This window comes from Mesorhizobium sp. 131-2-1 (genome assembly GCF_016756535.1).
In the GTDB taxonomy this organism is placed as follows: Bacteria; Pseudomonadota; Alphaproteobacteria; order Rhizobiales; family Rhizobiaceae; genus Mesorhizobium.
The window spans coordinates 6,369,459-6,388,422 of the sequence record NZ_AP023247.1 but is presented as its reverse complement, the minus strand read 5'-3'; the positions used below and the strand labels follow the sequence as shown (position 1 = coordinate 6,388,422).

The 18,964-nt window shown below is 58.8% G+C and carries 12 protein-coding genes and 6 pseudogenes; 14 read left to right on the top strand and 4 right to left on the bottom strand.

The genetic code is table 11. The features are described from left to right. Positions 1 to 169 precede the first annotated feature (169 nt). Both JG743_RS30750 and JG743_RS30745 read left to right on the top strand, forming a co-directional pair. Positions 170 to 343: a hypothetical protein gene (locus tag JG743_RS30750; RefSeq protein ID WP_202296141.1), complete on the top strand. Its 174-nt coding sequence runs from the start codon at positions 170 to 172 to the stop codon at positions 341 to 343. Beyond that, positions 327 to 2,396 carry a recombinase family protein gene (locus JG743_RS30745; protein ID WP_199202613.1) on the top strand — a complete coding sequence of 690 codons (2,070 nt, stop codon included), beginning with the start codon at positions 327 to 329 and terminating at the stop codon, positions 2,394 to 2,396. The genes JG743_RS30750 and JG743_RS30745 overlap by 17 nt, the downstream gene beginning before the upstream one ends. A gap of 34 nt (positions 2,397 to 2,430) precedes the next feature. Here JG743_RS30745 and JG743_RS30740 read toward each other — a convergent pair. Next, a pseudogene (locus JG743_RS30740) lies at positions 2,431 to 2,778 on the bottom strand (ATP-binding protein); the annotation flags it as partial. A 397-nt stretch (positions 2,779 to 3,175) separates the two neighbouring features. On the opposite strand from JG743_RS30740, the gene JG743_RS30735 reads away from it, so the two are divergent. Beyond that, on the top strand, positions 3,176 to 3,955 hold the full coding sequence (locus JG743_RS30735; protein WP_244672991.1) for a class I SAM-dependent DNA methyltransferase: 780 nt from the start codon (positions 3,176 to 3,178) through the stop codon (positions 3,953 to 3,955). Between the two features lie 149 nt (positions 3,956 to 4,104). Further along, positions 4,105 to 5,163, top strand: coding sequence for a GntG family PLP-dependent aldolase (locus JG743_RS30730; RefSeq protein WP_202296139.1), 1,059 nt, complete (start codon positions 4,105 to 4,107; stop codon positions 5,161 to 5,163). A 587-nt stretch (positions 5,164 to 5,750) separates the two neighbouring features. On the opposite strand, the pseudogene JG743_RS30725 reads toward JG743_RS30730, so the two are convergent. Beyond that, a pseudogene (locus tag JG743_RS30725) lies at positions 5,751 to 6,779 on the bottom strand (IS110 family transposase). Between the two features lie 481 nt (positions 6,780 to 7,260). Next, a complete protein-coding gene (locus JG743_RS30720; RefSeq protein WP_202296137.1) occupies positions 7,261 to 7,521 on the bottom strand; it encodes a hypothetical protein in 261 nt (86 codons plus the stop codon). On the opposite strand from JG743_RS30720, the pseudogene JG743_RS34845 reads away from it, so the two are divergent. Then, a pseudogene (locus JG743_RS34845) lies at positions 7,493 to 7,781 on the top strand (IS630 family transposase); the annotation flags it as partial. The gene JG743_RS30720 and the pseudogene JG743_RS34845 sit on opposite strands and share 29 nt — an antisense overlap. 46 nt (positions 7,782 to 7,827) lie before the next feature. Here the strand turns inward: JG743_RS34845 and JG743_RS30715 are convergent. Beyond that, positions 7,828 to 8,568, bottom strand: coding sequence for a hypothetical protein (locus tag JG743_RS30715; RefSeq protein ID WP_202296135.1), 741 nt, complete (start codon positions 8,566 to 8,568; stop codon positions 7,828 to 7,830). Between the two features lie 173 nt (positions 8,569 to 8,741). Here JG743_RS30715 and JG743_RS30710 point away from each other — a divergent pair. From JG743_RS30710 to JG743_RS30670, 9 genes and pseudogenes are all read left to right on the top strand, one after another. Further along, positions 8,742 to 9,540 (top strand): annotated as a pseudogene (locus JG743_RS30710) (IS630 family transposase); the annotation flags it as partial. Between the two features lie 123 nt (positions 9,541 to 9,663). Next, entirely contained in the window at positions 9,664 to 10,086 is a 423-nt protein-coding gene (locus JG743_RS30705) for a helix-turn-helix domain-containing protein (RefSeq protein WP_202295958.1), read from the top strand. Continuing rightward, the gene (locus JG743_RS30700) at positions 10,086 to 10,952 is read left to right on the top strand and encodes an IS3 family transposase (RefSeq protein ID WP_202295961.1); all 867 of its coding nucleotides are present in this window, start codon (positions 10,086 to 10,088) and stop codon (positions 10,950 to 10,952) included. The genes JG743_RS30705 and JG743_RS30700 overlap by 1 nt, the downstream gene beginning before the upstream one ends. Positions 10,953 to 11,137: 185 nt before the next feature. Continuing rightward, positions 11,138 to 12,691, top strand: a complete 1,554-nt coding sequence (gene istA / locus JG743_RS30695) for an IS21 family transposase (RefSeq protein ID WP_202296133.1) — start codon at positions 11,138 to 11,140, stop codon at positions 12,689 to 12,691. Positions 12,692 to 12,707: 16 nt separating this feature from the next. Beyond that, positions 12,708 to 13,470: pseudogene (istB, locus tag JG743_RS30690) on the top strand (IS21-like element helper ATPase IstB). A gap of 101 nt (positions 13,471 to 13,571) precedes the next feature. Then, positions 13,572 to 13,841: pseudogene (locus JG743_RS30685) on the top strand (IS630 family transposase); the annotation flags it as partial. Between the two features lie 372 nt (positions 13,842 to 14,213). Continuing rightward, positions 14,214 to 15,164, top strand: coding sequence for a GHMP family kinase ATP-binding protein (locus JG743_RS30680; protein WP_202296131.1), 951 nt, complete (start codon positions 14,214 to 14,216; stop codon positions 15,162 to 15,164). A gap of 8 nt (positions 15,165 to 15,172) precedes the next feature. Then, entirely contained in the window at positions 15,173 to 16,225 is a 1,053-nt protein-coding gene (locus JG743_RS30675; protein ID WP_202296129.1) for a cysteine synthase family protein, read from the top strand. 1 nt (position 16,226) lies between these two features. Next, entirely contained in the window at positions 16,227 to 18,917 is a 2,691-nt protein-coding gene (locus JG743_RS30670) for a lyase family protein (RefSeq protein WP_202296128.1), read from the top strand. Positions 18,918 to 18,964 lie beyond the last annotated feature (47 nt).

Genomic DNA, 18,964 nt, shown 5'->3' with positions numbered 1-18,964 from the left:
GATGGCAGCCTGGCGCTGATTCCGATCTGGATGACGGAAGAGATCGCCCTGACGATGGCGGTTCGCGAGGCGCCCCGTTTTCCCCTTTCATGCCTGCGCGACCTGCGCAGCGAGCTGGATGCAGGTCTACGTTTTCTGCAGAGCGACTCACGCCAGCCAGGAGACGACCATGCAGCGCAGGCAATGCCGAACCGACCAGCCAGACCTGTTTTCCACGAAGGCTCCGCCATCGAGTCTTCCAGGCGAAGTCCGGGAACGCACCCTCCCGCTGATCGAGACCTTGCTGAGGGAAGCGGTGGTGAGCCAGACGGAACGGGAGGCAGATCATGAAGATCACCGCTGAACATCTCGCGCGCGGCGCCTATGTCTATGTCCGGCAGTCGACGGCCGATCAACTCGTCAACAATCCAGAGAGCCGGCGACGCCAATATGGCCTTGCCGAGCGAGCGCGGTCCCTTGGCTGGAAAGAAGCCATCGTCATCGATGAAGATCTCGGTCGTTCAGGGTCTGGCATCAGCCGTCCGGGCTTTGAGAAGCTTCTGGCGGCTATCTGCGAAGGTCGGGTTGGTGCGGTCCTCGCCATTGAAGCCTCCCGGCTGGCCCGCAATGGCCGGGACTGGCATACGCTCATCGAGTTTTGTGGCCTTGTCGGAACGCTCATCATAGATGAGGACGGCATCTACGAACCGCGTCATCCCAACGACAGGTTGCTGCTCGGCATGAAGGGCACGATGAGCGAACTGGAGCTTTCGATCCTGCGGGCCCGCTCGATCGAAGCCCTGAAGCAGAAGGCACGCCGGGGCGAACTTTTCCTGACGGTGGCGATCGGTTACGTCAAGTCGGGCCGGAACCGGATCGAGAAAGACCCGGACCTGCGGATCCGCGAGGCGATCGATCTTGTATTCCGGCGTTTCGACGAACTGCAGAGCATCCGGCAGGTGCATCTGTGGCTGCGCAGCGAGGGCATTATGCTCCCTGCCGTAAATTACACGCGCGCGGCGGACAGGGCGATCGTCTGGAAGCTGCCCGTCTACAATACTGTGCACCACATTCTCACCAACCCGATCTACGCCGGCGCCTATGCGTTCGGGCGAACCTGCAGCAAAGTCACCATAGAGGCCGGACGCAAACGGATTTTGCGTGGGATCAGGCGCGATCGCGCCGACTGGGAGGTCTTGCTCATCGACCATCACGAAGGTTACCTGAGCTGGCACGATTTTGAGAGGAATCAGCGCCTGATCACGGACAATGCCACAAGCAAAGGCTTGGTGCCGCGCGGTGCTCTTCGCCGGGGCGAGTTGCTGCTCGGCGGTCTCTTGCGCTGCGGCCATTGCGGCCGCAAGCTGCACGTCTCTTATTCCGGCAGCAACGGCAATACGGGGCGCTATCATTGCCGCGGAGCGCAGCTCAACCACGGAACCGACCCGTGCATTGGCTTCGGATCGTTGCGGGTCGATCAGGCGGTCAGCGCGGAGGTTCTTCAACGCCTTCAACCGCTCGGCATCGAAGCGGCGATCAAGGCCATCGAGACCACCACCGTGCAGGCTGGAGAGAAGCGGCGCCATGTGGAGCTCGCACTCGAGCAAGCACGTTATGAAGCCGCCCATGCACGCCGCCAGTATGACGCCGTCGACCCGGACAACCGGCTTGTAGCAGGCGAACTAGAGCGACGCTGGAATGCCGCGCTCGTAGCCGTCCGCGAGCGTCAGGACGAGCTTGACGCGCTCGACCGCCACAAGCCTGAGGCTCTGGGAGAAGAGGAACGGCGGAGCCTGCTGCGCATGGGCGGCGATCTCGAATTGGCATGGCATCATGCCAACGCCACCGCCACCACGCGCAAGCGGATCATCCGCGCCGTGATCCGCGAGATTGTCGTCGCCATCGAAGACGACCACATCAAAATGCTGGTGCATTGGCAGGGCGGCGACCATACCGCGCTTTCGGTCAGGAAGAACAAGGCAGGCCATCACCGTTGGGGCGCCCCGCCGGACATCGAGGAACTGATCCGTGCCCTGGCACGCCAATTGCCGGATAGAGCGATCGCATCGCTTCTCAACCGGCTCGGCAAAACCACGGGTCGTCAGAACGGATGGACGCAGTCCCGTGTCTGCACTTTCCGCAACCAGCACGACATCGCCGTCTACAAAAAGGACGAACGGTCGGAGCGCGGCGAGTATACATTGCAGGAAACGGCTGCAAAGCTCGGGCTGCGGCCAATGACCGTGCTGCGCATGATCCGCGCCGGCGATCTGAAGGCCGAGCAGTATTGCAAGGGTACGCCCTGGATCATCCGTCATGAAGATATCGAGCAACTCGATATCCAGCACCATTCCGGCAGGAGCGGACACAGTCCATTATCACAATCACAGGATCAGCAGATCCAGCTTTTTCAATAACATAGCGAGGTGTGCATTATGTCGTGGGATCGGTCGGCCCGAGAAGATGGACGACCTCGCAGCGGGCGACGAAGCCGAGTTGGGCAAGCGTGAAGATTCGATCGCGGTCGAGCGAGGGCTGGAAAGAGAAGTCGAAGCCGGCGAGCGTCTTGTTCGTGCCCAGGCGCCCCATGCGCAGTGCCGTCTTGATCCGGCTGTTCTCGCGCAGGGTCAACTCATCCGAGAGGAGGATGTCCATGGCTTCGAGGGCGGCGATCTCGCCTTGCTCCAGCCGGCGCACGATATGATCGAGCGCTTCGAGCGCCCGCGGCATCTTCAGGCTGACTAGGTCGTGGCGGATTCGATCGATCGTGGACGGCGTAGTATCGAGCGCGTTCGTCATGGACGCTGCTCCTTCGCCATCAGGCGGGCGACGGCATCGTAGAAGGCCAACGGGCGCTGAGCGACCCTGTCACCGGAGCCGTGAAGGGTGAAGTCGTCGTTCTTCGGTCTCTGTCGGCGCTTGTGAACGTGGACGTTGCGATGACCGGGCTCGACATGACGCTGATGCCATGCTGTGTGCATTTTGCAAGTTTTATGAAAGCTTAATGTTAATGAAAACTAGCCGGCAACAGAATTAACAAATATACACTTGTAAAGCGCCTGAACAGCTGGTTGTCTGGTTGGAGTGTTGTCCTCCGTCGTATCGGTGTGGGATTCTGGGTCGTGAGAGCCTTACCGGGCCGGCGTAGAGGGCAGAGCGACCCGCTTGATGGGCAGCCGGAGCTTGTTGGCGGTCGATGCCACTGCTGATGGTGGCCAGATTGCATCGTTTGGCGCACAGGAAATACATGGACATGTTACCCAGTCAGAACGCACTCAAGCGAGGCGCAGAATATCGGATCAAGGCTTCATATGCGCTCGACGGCGATGCTAACCGCGTGGCTGATTACTATCATGAATGGGCCGACTCCTACGAGTTGGATGTTGACCGCGCTCGATACTGCGGCCATGTGATCGTGGCGGAACTGGCAGGCGCCGTTCAGGCGTCATATATCGAGAGAACGCGAGCCGCCACGACAGTCCTAGATGCGGGGTGCGGAACCGGCCTTGTTGGCATCCAGCTGGGCCACCTCGGCTTCCGATTGATCGACGGATTCGATCTGTCCGAGACGATGGCGGAAATGGCGCGGCAAACCGGCACATACCGCAACATAGTCGGCAATGTTGATCTTAACATGCCCCTCCTGGACTATTCGAGCGCTAGCTACGATATCACCGTATGCTGCGGCGTCTTTGCGCTCGGGCATGTCCGACCAGATAGGCTACGCGAGCTCGCCCGTGTCACGCGCCCGAACGGCTTTGTCGTGGTGAGCGCCTGCACCAACTACGCAAGGGAAACATTGTTTCAAGACGAGGTGCTGCATTTGCAGAATGCGGGTGTGGTAGCGCCGGCGCAATGCTTGAGCGACGGCAGGTATCTCGAAGGAGAGGACGCGCACTACTGGGTTCTTCGAGTACCGGATCAGCCATTGCGCCAACAGATCCGGCGAATATGTTCCGTGCAGCAGCCAGACTGAGACCTGCCACGATGCCAGCCCTTCAGTAACATTTTGGAACAATCCTTCAGTTTATTTCAAATATCGCTGAAGGAGAGGACTCCACTGTCCAGCCAGACTAGATCGACCTGAAGAAGCGCCGATCACCAGCTGCCCTTCTGGAGAAAAGAATGATCGATCTGCTCAGCGACACAGTAACCACTCCCACCCAGGAGATGCGACAGGCCATCTTCGAGGCGGAAGTTGGCGACGCCGGTTACGGTGAAGACCCGACATTAAACCGGCTGGAGGCGTTGGCGGCGGAAATGCTCGGCAAGGAAGACGCCGCTTTCATGACAAGCGGATGCCAAGGAAATCTAGCCGCGTTACTTGCGCATTGCACCCGCGGCCAAGAGGTAATCCTCGGTGATCGTTCGGATCTTTACGACTTCGAGGCCGGCAGTGTTTCGGTGATGGGCGGCCTCGTCCTACACCCGGTGCCGACCGAGGCCGACGGGCGGTTAGCATTAGATAATCTGTCCGCTGCGATCCGCGACAAGAGCGATTACCAATGCGCGCCGCCCGGGGTCGTAGTCCTGGAAAATCCGCACTGTCAGCGGGGCGGGCGGGTCTTGCCTGCCTCCTACATCAAGGAGGTGCGCGCGCTTGCCGACGAACATAGCCTACCGCTGCATCTCGATGGCGCCCGTATCTTCAACGCTGCGATTGCCTCAAAGAAGACGCCGGCAGAGCTTGTAGAGGACGTCGACTCCGTGATGTTCAGTCTGTCGAAGGCATTAGCTGCGCCATTCGGCTCAATCGTATGCGGAAAACGAGTCCTTATCGAGCGGGTGAGACGTTATCGCAAGCTCCTTGGAGGCGGCCTTCGCCAAGCTGGCTTCATGGCGAGCGCAGGTATCGTGGCCCTTCAAACTATGGTGGACCGCTTGGTGGAAGACCACCGGCGCGCGCAATTGCTGGCGAATAAGATCCGCAACATTCCGGGCATCTGCCTCGAGCCCTCTATAATCGACACCAATATGGTGTTTTTCCGCCTAGAATGGGATGGCGGATCAATCCCCGAATTCCTTTCAACACTATTGCAGCAGGGAGTGAGGATGGGGACGCTACGCGAAGGCATCGTTCGTGCCGTCCTTCATTACCTCATCAGCGATGAAGATGTTGATGCGACTGCCAACGCCATTCAAGCAGTTCTGCAGGCGAAGATCGCGACGGGTCGCACGGCCTGACTGACGCTCGGCCGCGATGGCCATGCGTGCCGCAGGCGTCAGCACCGACTCCCTCCGCAACTGCACTTTCTGGTCGAAGACATCGATTTGTTCCGCGCCGTGAAGTCGGTAGTGGTCGGAACGGGCGACGCGATGTTTCTGCCACGGCTTGCCTGTGGAACTGCGGGAGTAGAGATCCGCGATGTCATCGCGCAGCCAGGACAGATCCAGCAGGCGGTCGAACTGCGCGAGAACGGGGACGAGCCGCCGGAGCGACCCTGTCACGAACAGCCCCAGCCGCGCTCTTTGCGTCCCAGCACCCTAGGCCCTCTCGCGAATTTACGCTCGCTGACCAGGTCTTCTGCCAAACGGCCCTTTAATTGCGGGTAGTTGTCAATCCAGATCTCGCATTGCCATCGCCGGGGTCATGGTCCTTTCCGAGGTCGAATGCCTCAATGATGATGTTCGGGTCGGGCGCCTCAACGTTTCCAACGAGATGCAGGTAACCTGCTGTCAGCCGTTTGACCGAGGTCGCCGCAACCACCGTCCCGGCGGGGACATCACGGGTTCCGGAAACGGGCCCGCGAATTGGGTCGAGTTCGGATCTGCTATGCCATCTTTTCGCTACCCCACTCAAAGCTGGTGCCGTCAACCCAAATGCAGTGAAGAAGAACCGCGATCTTGCGAGCAACCGCTACTTTCGCTTTCTTCATGCCGATCCGCTTCGACAGGCGAACGCCCCACGCCTTCAGCGTCGACCATTTCTTCGTCCGGTGCATGAGGACGCTGGCCGCTTCGTATAAATAGGTCCGCAACAGCCGATCTCCCCAGCGGGAGACACGACCGTTGACATCTGTTTCGCCGGACTGCTTTCGTCGCGGCGTCAGGCCAAGATAGGCACCGACGTTGCTGGCCGAATGAAAGCGCGAGGGATCGTCGATCGTGTGGCGGAAGGTGAGCGCGGTCACCACGCCGATGCCGGGGACTGTCATCAGCCGGCGGGTGGTTTCGTCTTCACGAGCGAGATGCCGGACCTGCCGATCTAACTTCTCCTGTTCACAGCAGACCTGCTCATGGACAGACAGAAGCGCCTGAACCAAAGGCCGGAGCGGATGCCCGTCAGCAACCAGTTCCCAAACCTTTCGCCGGAACTGTGACCCAATCGATCGACTGAACTGCAGCCCATATTCCTTCAGCATGGACCGTGTCTGGTTTTCGAGATCGCGCCGGATCTCGACCAGTCTTGACCGCGCGACGAGCATGGACCGGGTGGCCTGACTCTCTGCGCTCTTGACCTTCACTTCCCGATACCAGCCGACGCGAACCAGTTCGGCCAGGCCGCGGGCATCGTTCTCATCGCTCTTGTTCATTCGGACTGAAAGCGCTGCCTTTGCATGCCGAGCATCAAGGCAGACGACCGGCAACCCGACCCTTTTCAGCTCGTGCCAGAGCCAGCTGGACATGGCGCGCGTCTCAAATCCGATGCGCTCGGCGTGAGGCGCACGTTTACGCAGCAACTCCGTCAAGGCTCCTGGATAGGACTTCGCCTTTCCCTGGAACACCGTCTTTCCAGTATCGTCGACCACGCAGACGCTCGTCTCCCTCTGCTACACATCCAGTCCGACATATTGCTTCACTGCGGCCTCCTTGATCTCAATGTTCGGCGGCTTTTGCCGTCAGCCGAGTCTTCGTTCAAAGGAACGACGGCAGCAATTACGTCATCGTTTTCAAAACTGACCCCCGATTGGAGTGAACCCTCGGGCTGGACTAAGCGGGACACAACAAACTAAGCCGCCTGCTGGGCGAGTTGGGTTTCAAATTCTTCTGGCGATCGGTAGCCAAGCGCCAGGCGAAACTGTCAGAATGGCAGCATCACTGGAATGGCATCGGCCGCTCACCGCGCTGGGCGGCCAGTCGCCAATCGATCGTATGTGCGTACTCCTCGGCAAGACTCCTTGCGGCGCGACAATGAAGCTGCGAGCGTTGCGTCAATCAAGGGTCCTTCCGCATATTTGGTACAGGTGGCGGGATTAACGGACGGTGCGAATAAGTTCATAGAGTCGGAATCGCAATCGACGGAGTGATTTGCCCGTGTTCCATGCCTTCCGCTCGCTGATTTCACCGTAGCCTCCGGCGAGTGCCGCCTTTCGCGTCTCCACCGTCGAACGTGTCGCCAGGGACCTCGGCGTCGGCGAAGCGCTCATCCATGACCTTACCCTCGGTCTCGAACCCGAGGACGGCGTCATCTGGGTCTACGGCGCCAACGATGAGGACGGGATCCTGGCCTTCACCGACGAAGGCATCGAGGCGGTCAACTCCTCCTCGAAGAATATCATCGCGTCTCAATGGCGCGGCAAGGTTCGGCGTTGGGGTATCCATCGCAGATCGTTCGGGCCGGGATCGGCCAGACGATGCCGCGACTGCCGGGTCGACGGCGCTCGCGCCTCGATCAACATCGTCGGACTCATCGAGGAGCGCAAGGGCATCCCACGTTGAACGAGATGGTAGGGACTTTCAGATCCCATGTGAGTGCAAGAGGCCGGCAGGTGAAATCCCTCCGGCTTACTCACCCCAGTCCGTCGACCAAGGCGCGGCTGCGGGGCCGTGCGCCACGCGGCGAGCGCTGTCGGGCCGCCCTGGCTGATTCAATATCCACTCCGACGGAGGTTGACAATGGTAAGGCACTCAATGCTGATCTTCGGTTGCGGGTTTTGAAGGCTTCGAATGATGGTGCGCCCCGACCACGGCACGCTTAATAATTTGAGACAATTCGCATCGCGTTAGCCAAATAAGCCAATCATTGTCCTTTATGGCCCAGGCCGGCAAACTCAAAATGGCTCCCTGTTCTTCTTTGTGGAGATAACCATACCGATCGGCAATCCCCTTTTCGATTAGCCAAGTAGGGACAAGGGCATAAATGAAATCGGGCGACCATTTCGCCCACGCCAAGCCAAACGCAATACCAGCGAGCGCAGGGGGTAAGCCCTTGCGCCTGAAGTCATCTCGGAGCCACAAGTCGCCGTGATAAGCTACTGTCCCAGTTATCTTTTGAGCGGTCGGCGCCCGGCAAACACAAGAGGAGCCTGATCCGGAGTGGCTCTTTGGATATGCGTAGCAGGCTTGCAATGATTCAAGGTGCTCCGCCAAGTTGTTGGACGTCAGATCGTACAACCGGACCGCCTGGAGGTGTGCAACTTTGCCAGATTGATCTTCTCCGATGATCCAAAATGCGCGGCCAGCTTCGAGCTCGGAAAAATTCGGCCGGAAGTTTGGATAAGTGGGCGGCTTTCCAGTAGTATTTTCTGTGATCTGGATATAATGGTTAAAATCGTCTCCCATTTTAAATTGAATGCCGTTTGATCGTGCTATGCTGTCAAAATGGCAAATGTATTTCGATACATCAAGTGGGGTTGCAAGTTCGCTCATTTCAATGCCTAGGCGTTGTTTTTATGTCAGCCATTTAGCTACCAGCGGCGGGTTATAAGGGATACTACCTGGTCTGGTAGTTGATCACGACGGCGGACTGCCTAGTGGTTTCCACCTGACAGAAGAGGCCGATTTGGGATTCCCCTTTGGCGGCGTGTGCGCGAGACTGCCGGATGCGCACAGGAATCTCGCTCACCGTTTCTTCGATTGATCGCCAGCGCCTGGCTGCGCTGATCAGGGATCGCAATGCGCCGCAGAAGCACGTCTGGCGGGCCGAAATCATTCTGTTTAGCGGCGACGGTGTAGGCACCGTCAAGATCATGCGGCAAACCGGCAAATCCAGCCATGCGTATGGCGCTGGCAGGAGCGCTTCGCCAAGGAAGGCTTCGGAGGATTGTTGCGCGACAAGACGCGGCCTTCGCGCATTCCGCCTCTCGGGCCTGATGTAGCCGTGGGTGTGGTGGCGCTGACATTGCAGGACCCGCCTGGCGAGACTACGAACTGGACCGCCGACATGATGGCAACCGCGGCCAGCATCAGCCCGAGTGCGGTGTGTCGCATCTGGAAGGCGCACGGGCTGCAGCCCAATCGATGGCGCCAGTTCAAGCTCTCCAACGATCCGCAGTTCGTCGACAAGCTGCGCGACGTCGTCGGCCTCTATCTTGATCCGCCTGCTCACACCATCGTGCTGTCGGTAGACGAGAAGAGCCAGATCCAGGCGCTCGACCGTGCCCAATCTGGCCTGCCCATGAAGAAGGGTAGGCTCGGCACCATGACCCACGACTCAAGCGCAATGGCACGACCACACTGTTTGCGGCTCTCAACGTGCTCGACGGCTCGGCAAGAACATGCAGCGGCATCGGCATCAGGAATTCATCCGCTTTCTCAATGCCATCGACGCCGAGGTGCCGATACGTCGTCCTCGACAACTACGCCGCTCACAAGCACCGCAAGGTGCGTGCATGGCTCGATTGCGCGTTCCGGTAATTCCCGGACAGGCATTCCAGTAATGTCGGGGACAGCAATGGAGTGCACCCCCAGACTGAGACAAGGAAAATAGCGGACAGTTTCCCCGCAAGGAGAGGAAACTGGGGCATGGCCGGACGGCAAAGAGTTATTGATGATGACCAAAAGCTGGAGCTTCTCCGGCGCATGGAAGCGGGCGAAACCGTCAGCAAGTTGGCAGATGAGGTTGGTATCAGTCGCCAACGACTTTACGAGTGGCGTGATCATCTCAGGCTTCATGGTAATCTGAAGTCACGTCGGCGCGGCCGGCCGGCCAGATCGACAGCAGGAGTTGACGGGACCGCACAGCTGCAGAGTGCAGTGGATGTGCCGGCACCTCAGGAAAAGGCACTGACCAAGGCCAGGCGCCGGATCAGGGAACTGGAGCAGAAGGTCGGGCAGCAGCAGCTCGATCTCGATTTTTTTCGCGAAGCCTTGCGGCACTTCGAGGAAGATCAGCGTCGGAGCAGCGCTCCTGGCGAAACGGCATCTTCAAAGTCATTGAAAAGATGATGACCGGCCTGTCGCAAGGCGAATTCAACATCGACAGAATGTGCTGGCTCGCTGGTGTCAGCCGCGCGAGCTATTACCGTCACTGGCTGGATTCAGCCCCTCGTCGAGCCGAGACGGGTTTGCGCGATCTCATTCAGAAGCTGGCTCTCGGCAACACACACTACGGGTACCGCCGGATTGGAGCCCTGCTTCGGCGTGAGGGGTGGCAAGTTAATCACAAATGCGTTCTGCGGATCATGCGTGAAGACAATCTGTTGTGCCTGCGCGCTAGCCCCTTTGTTCCTGTGACGACCAACTCCAGGCATGGTTGGCAAGTCGTGCAGAACCTCGCGAGGGGAATGATCCTCAATGGCGTAAACCAGCTATGGGTTGCCGATATCACCTTCCTGCATCTGGCTGAGGAGTTTGCCTTCCTTGCCGTTGTCCTTGACGCGTTCAGCCGCAAGGTTGTCGGATGGGCGCTGGATACGCATCTTAGAGCAAGCCTTGCCATCGAAGCTCTCGAGATGGCCATCGCTGATCGCCAGCCCGTACCCGGGAGCCTCATTCATCATTCCGACCGCGGAGTTCAATACGCGTGCGGGGCCTACTCCGAACTTCTGCATCTACACGGTATCCAGGCGAGCATGAGTCGTGTCGGCAATCCTTACGACAATGCGAAGGCGGAGAGCTTCATGAAAACCCTGAAACAGGAAGAGGTGCAAGGTCTCGCCTATAAGGATGCAGATGATGCCCGCAAGCACATCGGCGCTTTCATAGAGACCGTTTACAATACGGAGCGCCTGCATTCGGCGCTCGACTACCTCAGTCCGGAGGAATACGAACAGAAGCATTCACGCGGGCGACAGATGGAAAAGGCTGCATAGCTTAACACGGGAAACTGTCCGCTATTTTCCTTGTCTCAGTCTGGGGGTGCACTCCAGCAATTCCAGTAATTCCCGGACAGTGATTCCACTAAATCCCGGACAGCTTTGCGGGGTGGATTTGGCGACCGGTTCTCGACGGCGCTGTTCTGGCAATTTGGTCTCTCACGCGTGTGTTGAGAGGACCGATGCCAAGACGGAAGCAAGCGAGACGAACGACAGTGAGGGATATCCGCTCGATCCTACGCCTGACCCATGACCAGGGCCTTTCAGTGCGTGAGGTGGCCGAACGGCTGAAGATCAGCAAGACCTCGGTTTCAACCTATCTGCTTCGGGCGCGGGAGGCCGGTTTAACGGGCTGGCCGCTGTTGCCTGGCTATGACGACGACGCCAAGCTCGAACGACTGCTCTTCGGGCGCGCGGGCCGTCCTCCCCTTGATCTGAGTGAGCCGGACTGGGCGGCAATCGCCCGGGAACTCAAGCGCAAAGGGGTGACACTGGCCCTGCTGTGGCATGAATATCGGGCTGCCCATCCCAACGGCTATGGCTACAGCTGGTTCTGCGACCGGTTCGCCCTCTTCGAACAGCGTACAAGTGCTGTGTTCCGTCATCGGCACGCGGCCGGCGCTGTGATGCAGACCGACTATGCCGGACAGACGGTGTCGGTGATCGATCCGATCACCGGCGTCATTGCGCCGGCGCAGATCTTCGTGGCGGTGCTGGGAGCCTCCAATCTCACCTTCGCCCATGCCAGCCTCAGCCAAAAGCTGCCGGATTGGATCGAAGGACAGGTGCAGGCCCTGAGCTTTTTTGGTGGGGTCACCAAAGCGATCGTCTGCGACAATCTGAAGGCTGGTGTCGTCAAGGCCCTGTGGTTCGAGCCGACCTTGAACGCGACGTTTGCGGCCATGGCCGAGCATTACGACACCACGATCCTGCCGACCCGACCAGCAAAGCCGCGCGACAAAGGCAAGGTCGAGGGCGCAGTTCTCATCGTCGAACGCTGGATTCTGGCGCGACTGCGCAACCGCCAATTCTTCTCGCTAGCCCTGCTCAATGCGGCGATCGCCGAGCTGCTCGAGGAGCTGAACAACCGGCCGATGCGCCATGTCGGCAAAAGCCGGCGCGAACTGTTCGAGGAGATCGAGCGGGCGGCGCTCGGCACCCTGCCGGCGACGCCGTTTGAATACGCCGAGTGGAAATCGGCGAAGGTGCATCCCGACTACCATGTCGAGATCGACAAGACGTTCTACTCGGTGCCGCACCGACTGATCGGCCGCACCGTCGAGGTCCGGCTCACCCACCGGGTGATCGAGATCTTCCATGATCACCAGCGCGTCGCCTGCCATGTTCGCCGATCGCAGCGCTGCGGCCATGTCACCATCGACGTTCACATGCCCAAGGCGCATCAGCGCTACGCCAACACCACGCCCGCCAACCTGATCGGCCGGGCGGCTGTCATCGGCCCGAACACCGCGATCCTGGTCGAACGCATGATGCGCGACAGGCCCCATCCCGAGCAGGGCTATCGTTCGGCCATGGGCATCTTGTCGCTATCGCCCCGCTATGGACCCACGCGCCTGGACGCCGCTTGCGAGCGCGCGCTTACCATCAACGCGATCACCTATTCCTCCGTCAACGCCATCCTCAAAGCCGGCCTCGATCTCATGGGATCGCAGGCCGAACCGGCGAAGCCGACACCAGCCCACGCCAATATCCGCGGCCGCACCTACTATCAGTGAAGCAAAGGACGAAAGAATGCTGACAAACCCAACCCTCGATCAAATGCAGGCCCTCGGGCTCCCTGGCATGGCTACCGCCTGGCGCGAACTGGCCGCAGCTGAACAGAGCAGCGCCAATGAGTTGAGCCGCGACGAATGGCTCGGCCTGATGCTCGACCGGGAGATCGCCATGCGGGCCGACAAGCGTGTCAGGAACAAGCTCGCCTCGGCCAAGCTGCGCTTCCCCGAAGCATGCATCGAAGACATCGACTTCGCGCCCGCGCGCGGCCTCGACCGCCGCAACACCATGGCGCTCGCCCAAGGCCATTGGCTCAAGGCCCAGGAGAATTTGATCCGGAAAATCATGGTTGGCCTGCGCCTTCGGACGGCAGGCGGCCCGGCTCGACCATTCCGTTCTCTATGTGCGCGTACCGCGCATGTTCGAGGATCTGGCGCTCGCCCGCCTCGACGGGCGCTTCCCCCGGCTCATCGAAAAACTTACCCGAGTGCATTTGCTCATCCTCGACGATTTTGGCTCCCACAGCCTCTCGGACCAGCAGCGCTTCCATCTCTTCGAAATCGTCGAGGAGAGATATCGCCGCCGCTCAACCATCATCGCCGCTCAGACCACCGTGGACAAATGGCATGACCTGATCAATGACCCCACCGTCGCCGACGCCATTCTTGACAGGATCGTTCACAATGCTCACCGCATTGCCCTGCAAGGCGACAGTCTGCGAAAGCAAAAAACGAGGCCCCTCTTGACCGGCGCCGAAAACACCGAAATCAATCAATCCTGAACTCAACGAGGCTATCGAGAACCAGCGACCCCAGGCTGTCCCGACATTACCGGAACGCCTGTCCCGTATTTAGCGGAATCGCTGTCCTGAGTTGGCGGAATGCGCAGCTCGATCGCCATCCGCGCTTCACCTTCCACTTCACGCCGACCTCGTGCTCCTGGCTCAATGCGGTCGAAGGCTTCTTCGCCAAACTGCCGAAGCGTCGTCTCAAGCGAGGCGTCTTCCACTCCGACGTCGACCTCCAGGCGGCAATCAACCGCTTCCTTGCCGAGCACAACCAGAAACCCAAACCATCCACTTGGACCGCAGACCCCGACAAAATCATCGCCGCAGTTAAACATGGGCACCAAGTGTTAGATTCCATCCACTAGCGGCAGAACAGTTCGCCGCGTCTTCTCGATGGAGTCGCCGAACCATCTACAGCGTTGCCAGTTCAGGCCAAATCCAAGGGGCGGCCGCGCCATTGTGGCAATCTGTGTAACAGCATCTTAAAGCAACTTCACAGAATCTTTGCACGCCCCGGCACCGCACCAATGTTACGGTCACAGCATATTCGAAGCCCGGCACGCCAGAGGTAAATGCCGTGCAATCGAACACAAGCGGTGCCCCGATTGTTCTCATGGCTGGTCGTAAGGGAAGTGACATGGTTATCCGGAAATCCAATCCGATGAGCTCTTCAGAAATCAGGCCGAGCATCGGCTTCAGAACTTCTAGAAGCGGCCGATGATAGTTGGGAGCCACACTTGCGTTACCAGAGGTGCGATTGCAATGACACGGTTGGGACCATCGCAGGAGGTGGGGAGCCAAGAATTCATAGTGGCGGTGGCCAAGCCCTTTGTTGCGGCACGTTCGGCGAATTGCTGCAAGGCCAATTGCCGATCGGCTCAGTTTCGCATGATTCCCACTTCTTGATCACGATGCCAGTCGCACTCTTTGCTCGTGCTTGCTTCATTCCAATAGCGGGCACCCAATCTGTAAGCATTTACCCGACAAATAAGGTCAAAGCACAACGACTGGCCGAGAACCTCGTGCTTGCGCTTGGCGTATCAGGAGGAAATCTCCTTTTGGAATCTGAGCTCCCAGAAGGAAAAGGTCTGGCGAGTTCCTCTGCAGATCTCGTGGCGACTGCGCGGTCAATCGGCTCCTCGTTCAAGCGAAGGGTTCGGACGTCGTTGATCGAGAAGCTGATGGCGGAAATCGAGCCGTCCGATGGGGTCATGTACCCGGGCATTGTCGCATATCAACACCGATCCTGTAGGCTTATCTCGTTCCTTGGGCAAATGCCGCCTCTTGCCGTCGTCGGTATCGATGAAGGAGGCATCGTCGAAACCGTCGCCTATGACCAGCGACGAGGTGAAATCTCCGCTCGCCAAAAAGCGCAATATCAGGAATTGCTCGAACAGGCGAGAATAGCAATTCCGCAGGGTGACATCGCGTCGATAGGCAAAATCGCTACAGCCAGCGCCCTCCTGCATCAGGAGCGGGTTCCCAAAGAGCATCTAAATTCGATGCTGAAAGTGTCCGAGGAGGTCGGAGCGCTAGGCGTCATAGTGGCGCACAGCGGTACCGTGATCGGAATCTTGCTTGATCGAACGGCATGCGACTTCCCGCGGAAGCTGCAGTCTGTGGTCGACCAGATAGCTCGGTTCAACAGCTCGCCAAGAGTATACCTGACCATGCATTGGCGAGGATGACCTGCCATATGAGTGCCGTTCGCAAACACCTGCCTTTCTCCGGCTATTCTGCTGCTTATGCGCTACCTCGCATAATCAGGTGCGGCACGAATCTTTATCTTGCGCAGTTTGCATTCATGAAGCTGCTTCCCGCTAAGTACATTATTGAACAAGCACTGAATCGTGGGACGTTGAAGCAGGGCACGACCGTTTTGGAGACCTCGAGTGGCACCTTCGCGCTGGGGTTAGCCGTAGTCTGCCGCGAGCACGGATTTCGGCTCGAGATTTTTACCGACCCGGTAATGGATAGGGCTCTTGAGAGCAGGTTGAGATCCCTGGGCGCGGAAGTGGTCATAGTAACCGACAAGGCGAAACAGGGCGGATATCAAAGAAGCCGTCTCGATGCATTGTACGCCAGGATGAGGCAGTTGGGCCCCTCATGTTTTTGGCCTCGCCAATACGAAACCGCGGACAATCCTGCAGCCTACAAATCCTTCGCCGACCAGGTCATAGGAATGCTTTGTCCCGACGTGACCTTAGTGGGTTCTGTCGGATCAGGCGGGTCCACTTGCGGAACAATAGAACGCCTTCGTCAAAAATCCCCCAGCGCCGGCCTGATCGGGGTGGACACGTTCAATAGTGTCATCTTCGGTCAGCCGGACGGCGACCGGAAACTACGCGGATTGGGGAATAGTCTCGTCCCGAAAAATGTGAAGCATGAATTATATGACGAGGTTCATTTCACGTCGGCATCGCTGGCATTTGCCGCAACGCGTGAGCTTCACGAACGGCACGCCATTTTTGCCGGTCCGACGTCCGGAGCGAGCTATATTGTGGGGCGCTGGCGCGCTCGACAGTATCCAGACGAAACCGTGGTCGTCATATGTCCTGATGAAGGTCATCGCTACGTCGAAGCCGTCTACGATCACGAATGGCTCCAGCAAAATGGATGTGTCTATGAAGGTGTCCTTCTGGACGCTCCAGCCACCGAAGAGCATCCCTCGACAGCCCGCCCACCATGGAACCGGTATCGTTGGATGCGGAAAAGCCGGGAAACTGTCTTGAGCGCGTTGGAGCAGTAAGATGAGCAGCGGCAGCTTCCTTTTCGTAGAAAGCAACACGACCGGCACTGGCGAGCTACTGATAAAGCGGGCCAAGGCCCTAGGGTTCGGGCCCTATCTCGTGACACGCAATCGCAAGCGCTACCCCTTCCTTGAGAAGAGCGACGCGCAAGTGATCGAAGCTGAAACACTCAGTCGAGATGCGATCATCGAGATCGCCACCAAGCTGACGGGACTGGCAGGGATATTTTCGTCGTCTGACTACTTCGTGGAATCGGCGTCCAAGGTCGCCAGAGCGATCGGGCTCCCATCGGCAAACCCGGAAGCCATAGCGAGGTGCCGGAACAAATGGAAGCAAGTGACAGAGTTGGAGCGAAAATCAGTCTCTGTGCCTGAAACTCGTCTGGTCACGTCGGGCGAGGAGGTGAAGAAAGCGCTTGCCAAATCTGTCTTCCCGGTCGTCATCAAGCCGGTCTCCGGGAGCGGCAGCAGCGGGGTACGTCTCTGCGAAAACGCCTCAGCGGCCGCCCAGGCGTTTGAGGACGCGAAGGTCGTACTGCTCGATCAAGTGGATTTGGGCAGTCCCGAGATCCTCATCCAGCAATATATAGAAGGTAAGGAATACTCTGCAGAAATCGTCGTGTGCAACGGGACGCCGTATTGCCTCGGAATTGTCGCGAAGCACAAGGGACCGCTTCCCTGCTTCGTCGAGGTCGGTCACGACTTCCCGGCTCCCCTTCCGGAGCCGTTACTAGACGAACTGGGATCCTTTGCGGCCGACGCAGTGTCGGCCTTAGGCTTGGACTTCGGACCGGCCCACGTGGAATTCGTCATCACGGAGTCTGGCCCTGTCGTAATCGAGGTCAATCCCAGGCTGGCAGGAGGAATGATTCCGATCATGCTCTCGCAGGCCTTGGGCACCTCGGTCCTCGACCTAGTGATAAGGCTCTATGCAGGTGCAGAATTTGATCCGCCAGGACCGAGCAAGAGGGCAGGAGCCATCCGTTTTCGACTTGCTGAAAAGTCCGGAAAGCTCATGCGCTTGGCCTTTTCTCGCAGTCCGGAGCCGACTGTACCCGAAGCGGGTCTGCTGAAATCTGAGGGACAGGAAATACGCATCAAGGGCGACTTCAGAGACCGCGTGGCTTATGCGGTGGGCGTCGCCGATGAACTCGAAACCGCCGCCGCGGCGGCTGAACGGATGATCGATTCAATTGCCATTGAGATCGAGGCGACGCCCGACGAGTCGAACAACACGCGAGTCGGCGAGCCAGGGGACGGCGGATGGACCCTGCATCCTGAGGCGATGAAGCTGCTCGCTCCACCCATCGAAATCTCGCGAGACGGTCGTCTCCTGCAGCTCCAGGCGACGGTGGATGAAGCACATCTGGTGATGCTCGCTGACCAGGGCTTGGTCAGCCGAGCTGTAGCCGCAGACCTGCTCACGCATATCTTGGATTTCCAGGGCGAGGAGTTCCAATCTCTGGATGGGCGTGATGCTCCGCGTGGACTCTATTTGGCTTATGAGGCCGAGCTTGCCGCCAGAGCAGGCGCAGAAAGGGCCGGCTGGCTCCACCTGGCCCGGTCCCGTAACGACTTGAACGCCACCATTTCTCTCCTGTCCCTTCGGGAAGCCGTGTGTTCCGTTTCCCTGAAGATAGGAGTTGCACAAGATGCCCTGCTTCAGCGGGCGGAAGAGGCATCGAGCCTTTTGGCTCCGCTTTATAGCCAATATCAAATTGCGCTTCCAGGGTCGCCGGGACACTATCTGCTCGGGGTCTTCTTCGCTCTCGGGCGCGAGCGCGAGCGACTTCATCGTCTGCTTAAAGACATCAGGGCTTGTCCCATGGGAGCCGGTGCCGGTGGCGGAACCAGCATTCCTATAGATTGCTCGCAGACGGCGAGCCTCCTGGGATTTGAACTGCCGTCCTTCAACTCTCTCGATGCAGTCGCAAGCCGGGACCTCCACCTTCATGGGCTTTCGATCTTTACCAGTGTCTCGATTTTGCTCAGTCGTGTGGCCCAGGATATGCAGGTTTGGACGACGCGCGAGTTCGCTCTCATAGAGGTTCCCCGCAATCTTGCAGGGGGTTCTTCCATGCTGCCTCAAAAAAAGAACCCATATCTTCTCGAACACATCAAGGGATCGGCAAGCACTGTCATGGGCGCATACGTGTCCGCGGCAACGGCAACCTGCAAATCGCCCTTCAGCAACTCGATCGAGTCGAGCAACTATGGCTGCTCACCCCTGCGACTTGCGGAAGAAGCTCTCACGCGGGCCGTAACCCTTACATCGCTCATCGTGAGGTTCATATCTTTCAACGCGACATCGATGCGAAGAAATCTGGAAGATGGGTTGGCCATGACGACCGTCGCCGCGGAACGAATGGCCTCGCGAGGCACCCCTTTTCGGGAGGTCCATACACAAATCGGCGCGATCGCGGCGCGTGTGTCCCAGGAGAGCTGTGCTGCCAAGCGCCGAAACGAGCTAGTCAGCGAATTGGGTGACGTACTGCCCGCGAGCCCCGAGGAGGGCAGGGACGCCCTACGGTTTGGCGGAGGTCCCGGCCTGACATCGACTGATGCTCAGTTTTCCATAGCAAAGACGCAATTTCGAGAAACCGAGCGTAAGCTCGCGGAAATACGCGAACGGTGGGCACGGGCCGAGATGCACCGCAAACGAAGGGTGACAGACCTAATCAACGGCCACTAAGCCGCCGCAGTGGAAAGATTGATCTGCACGTTGGCCCTTCGGATCCT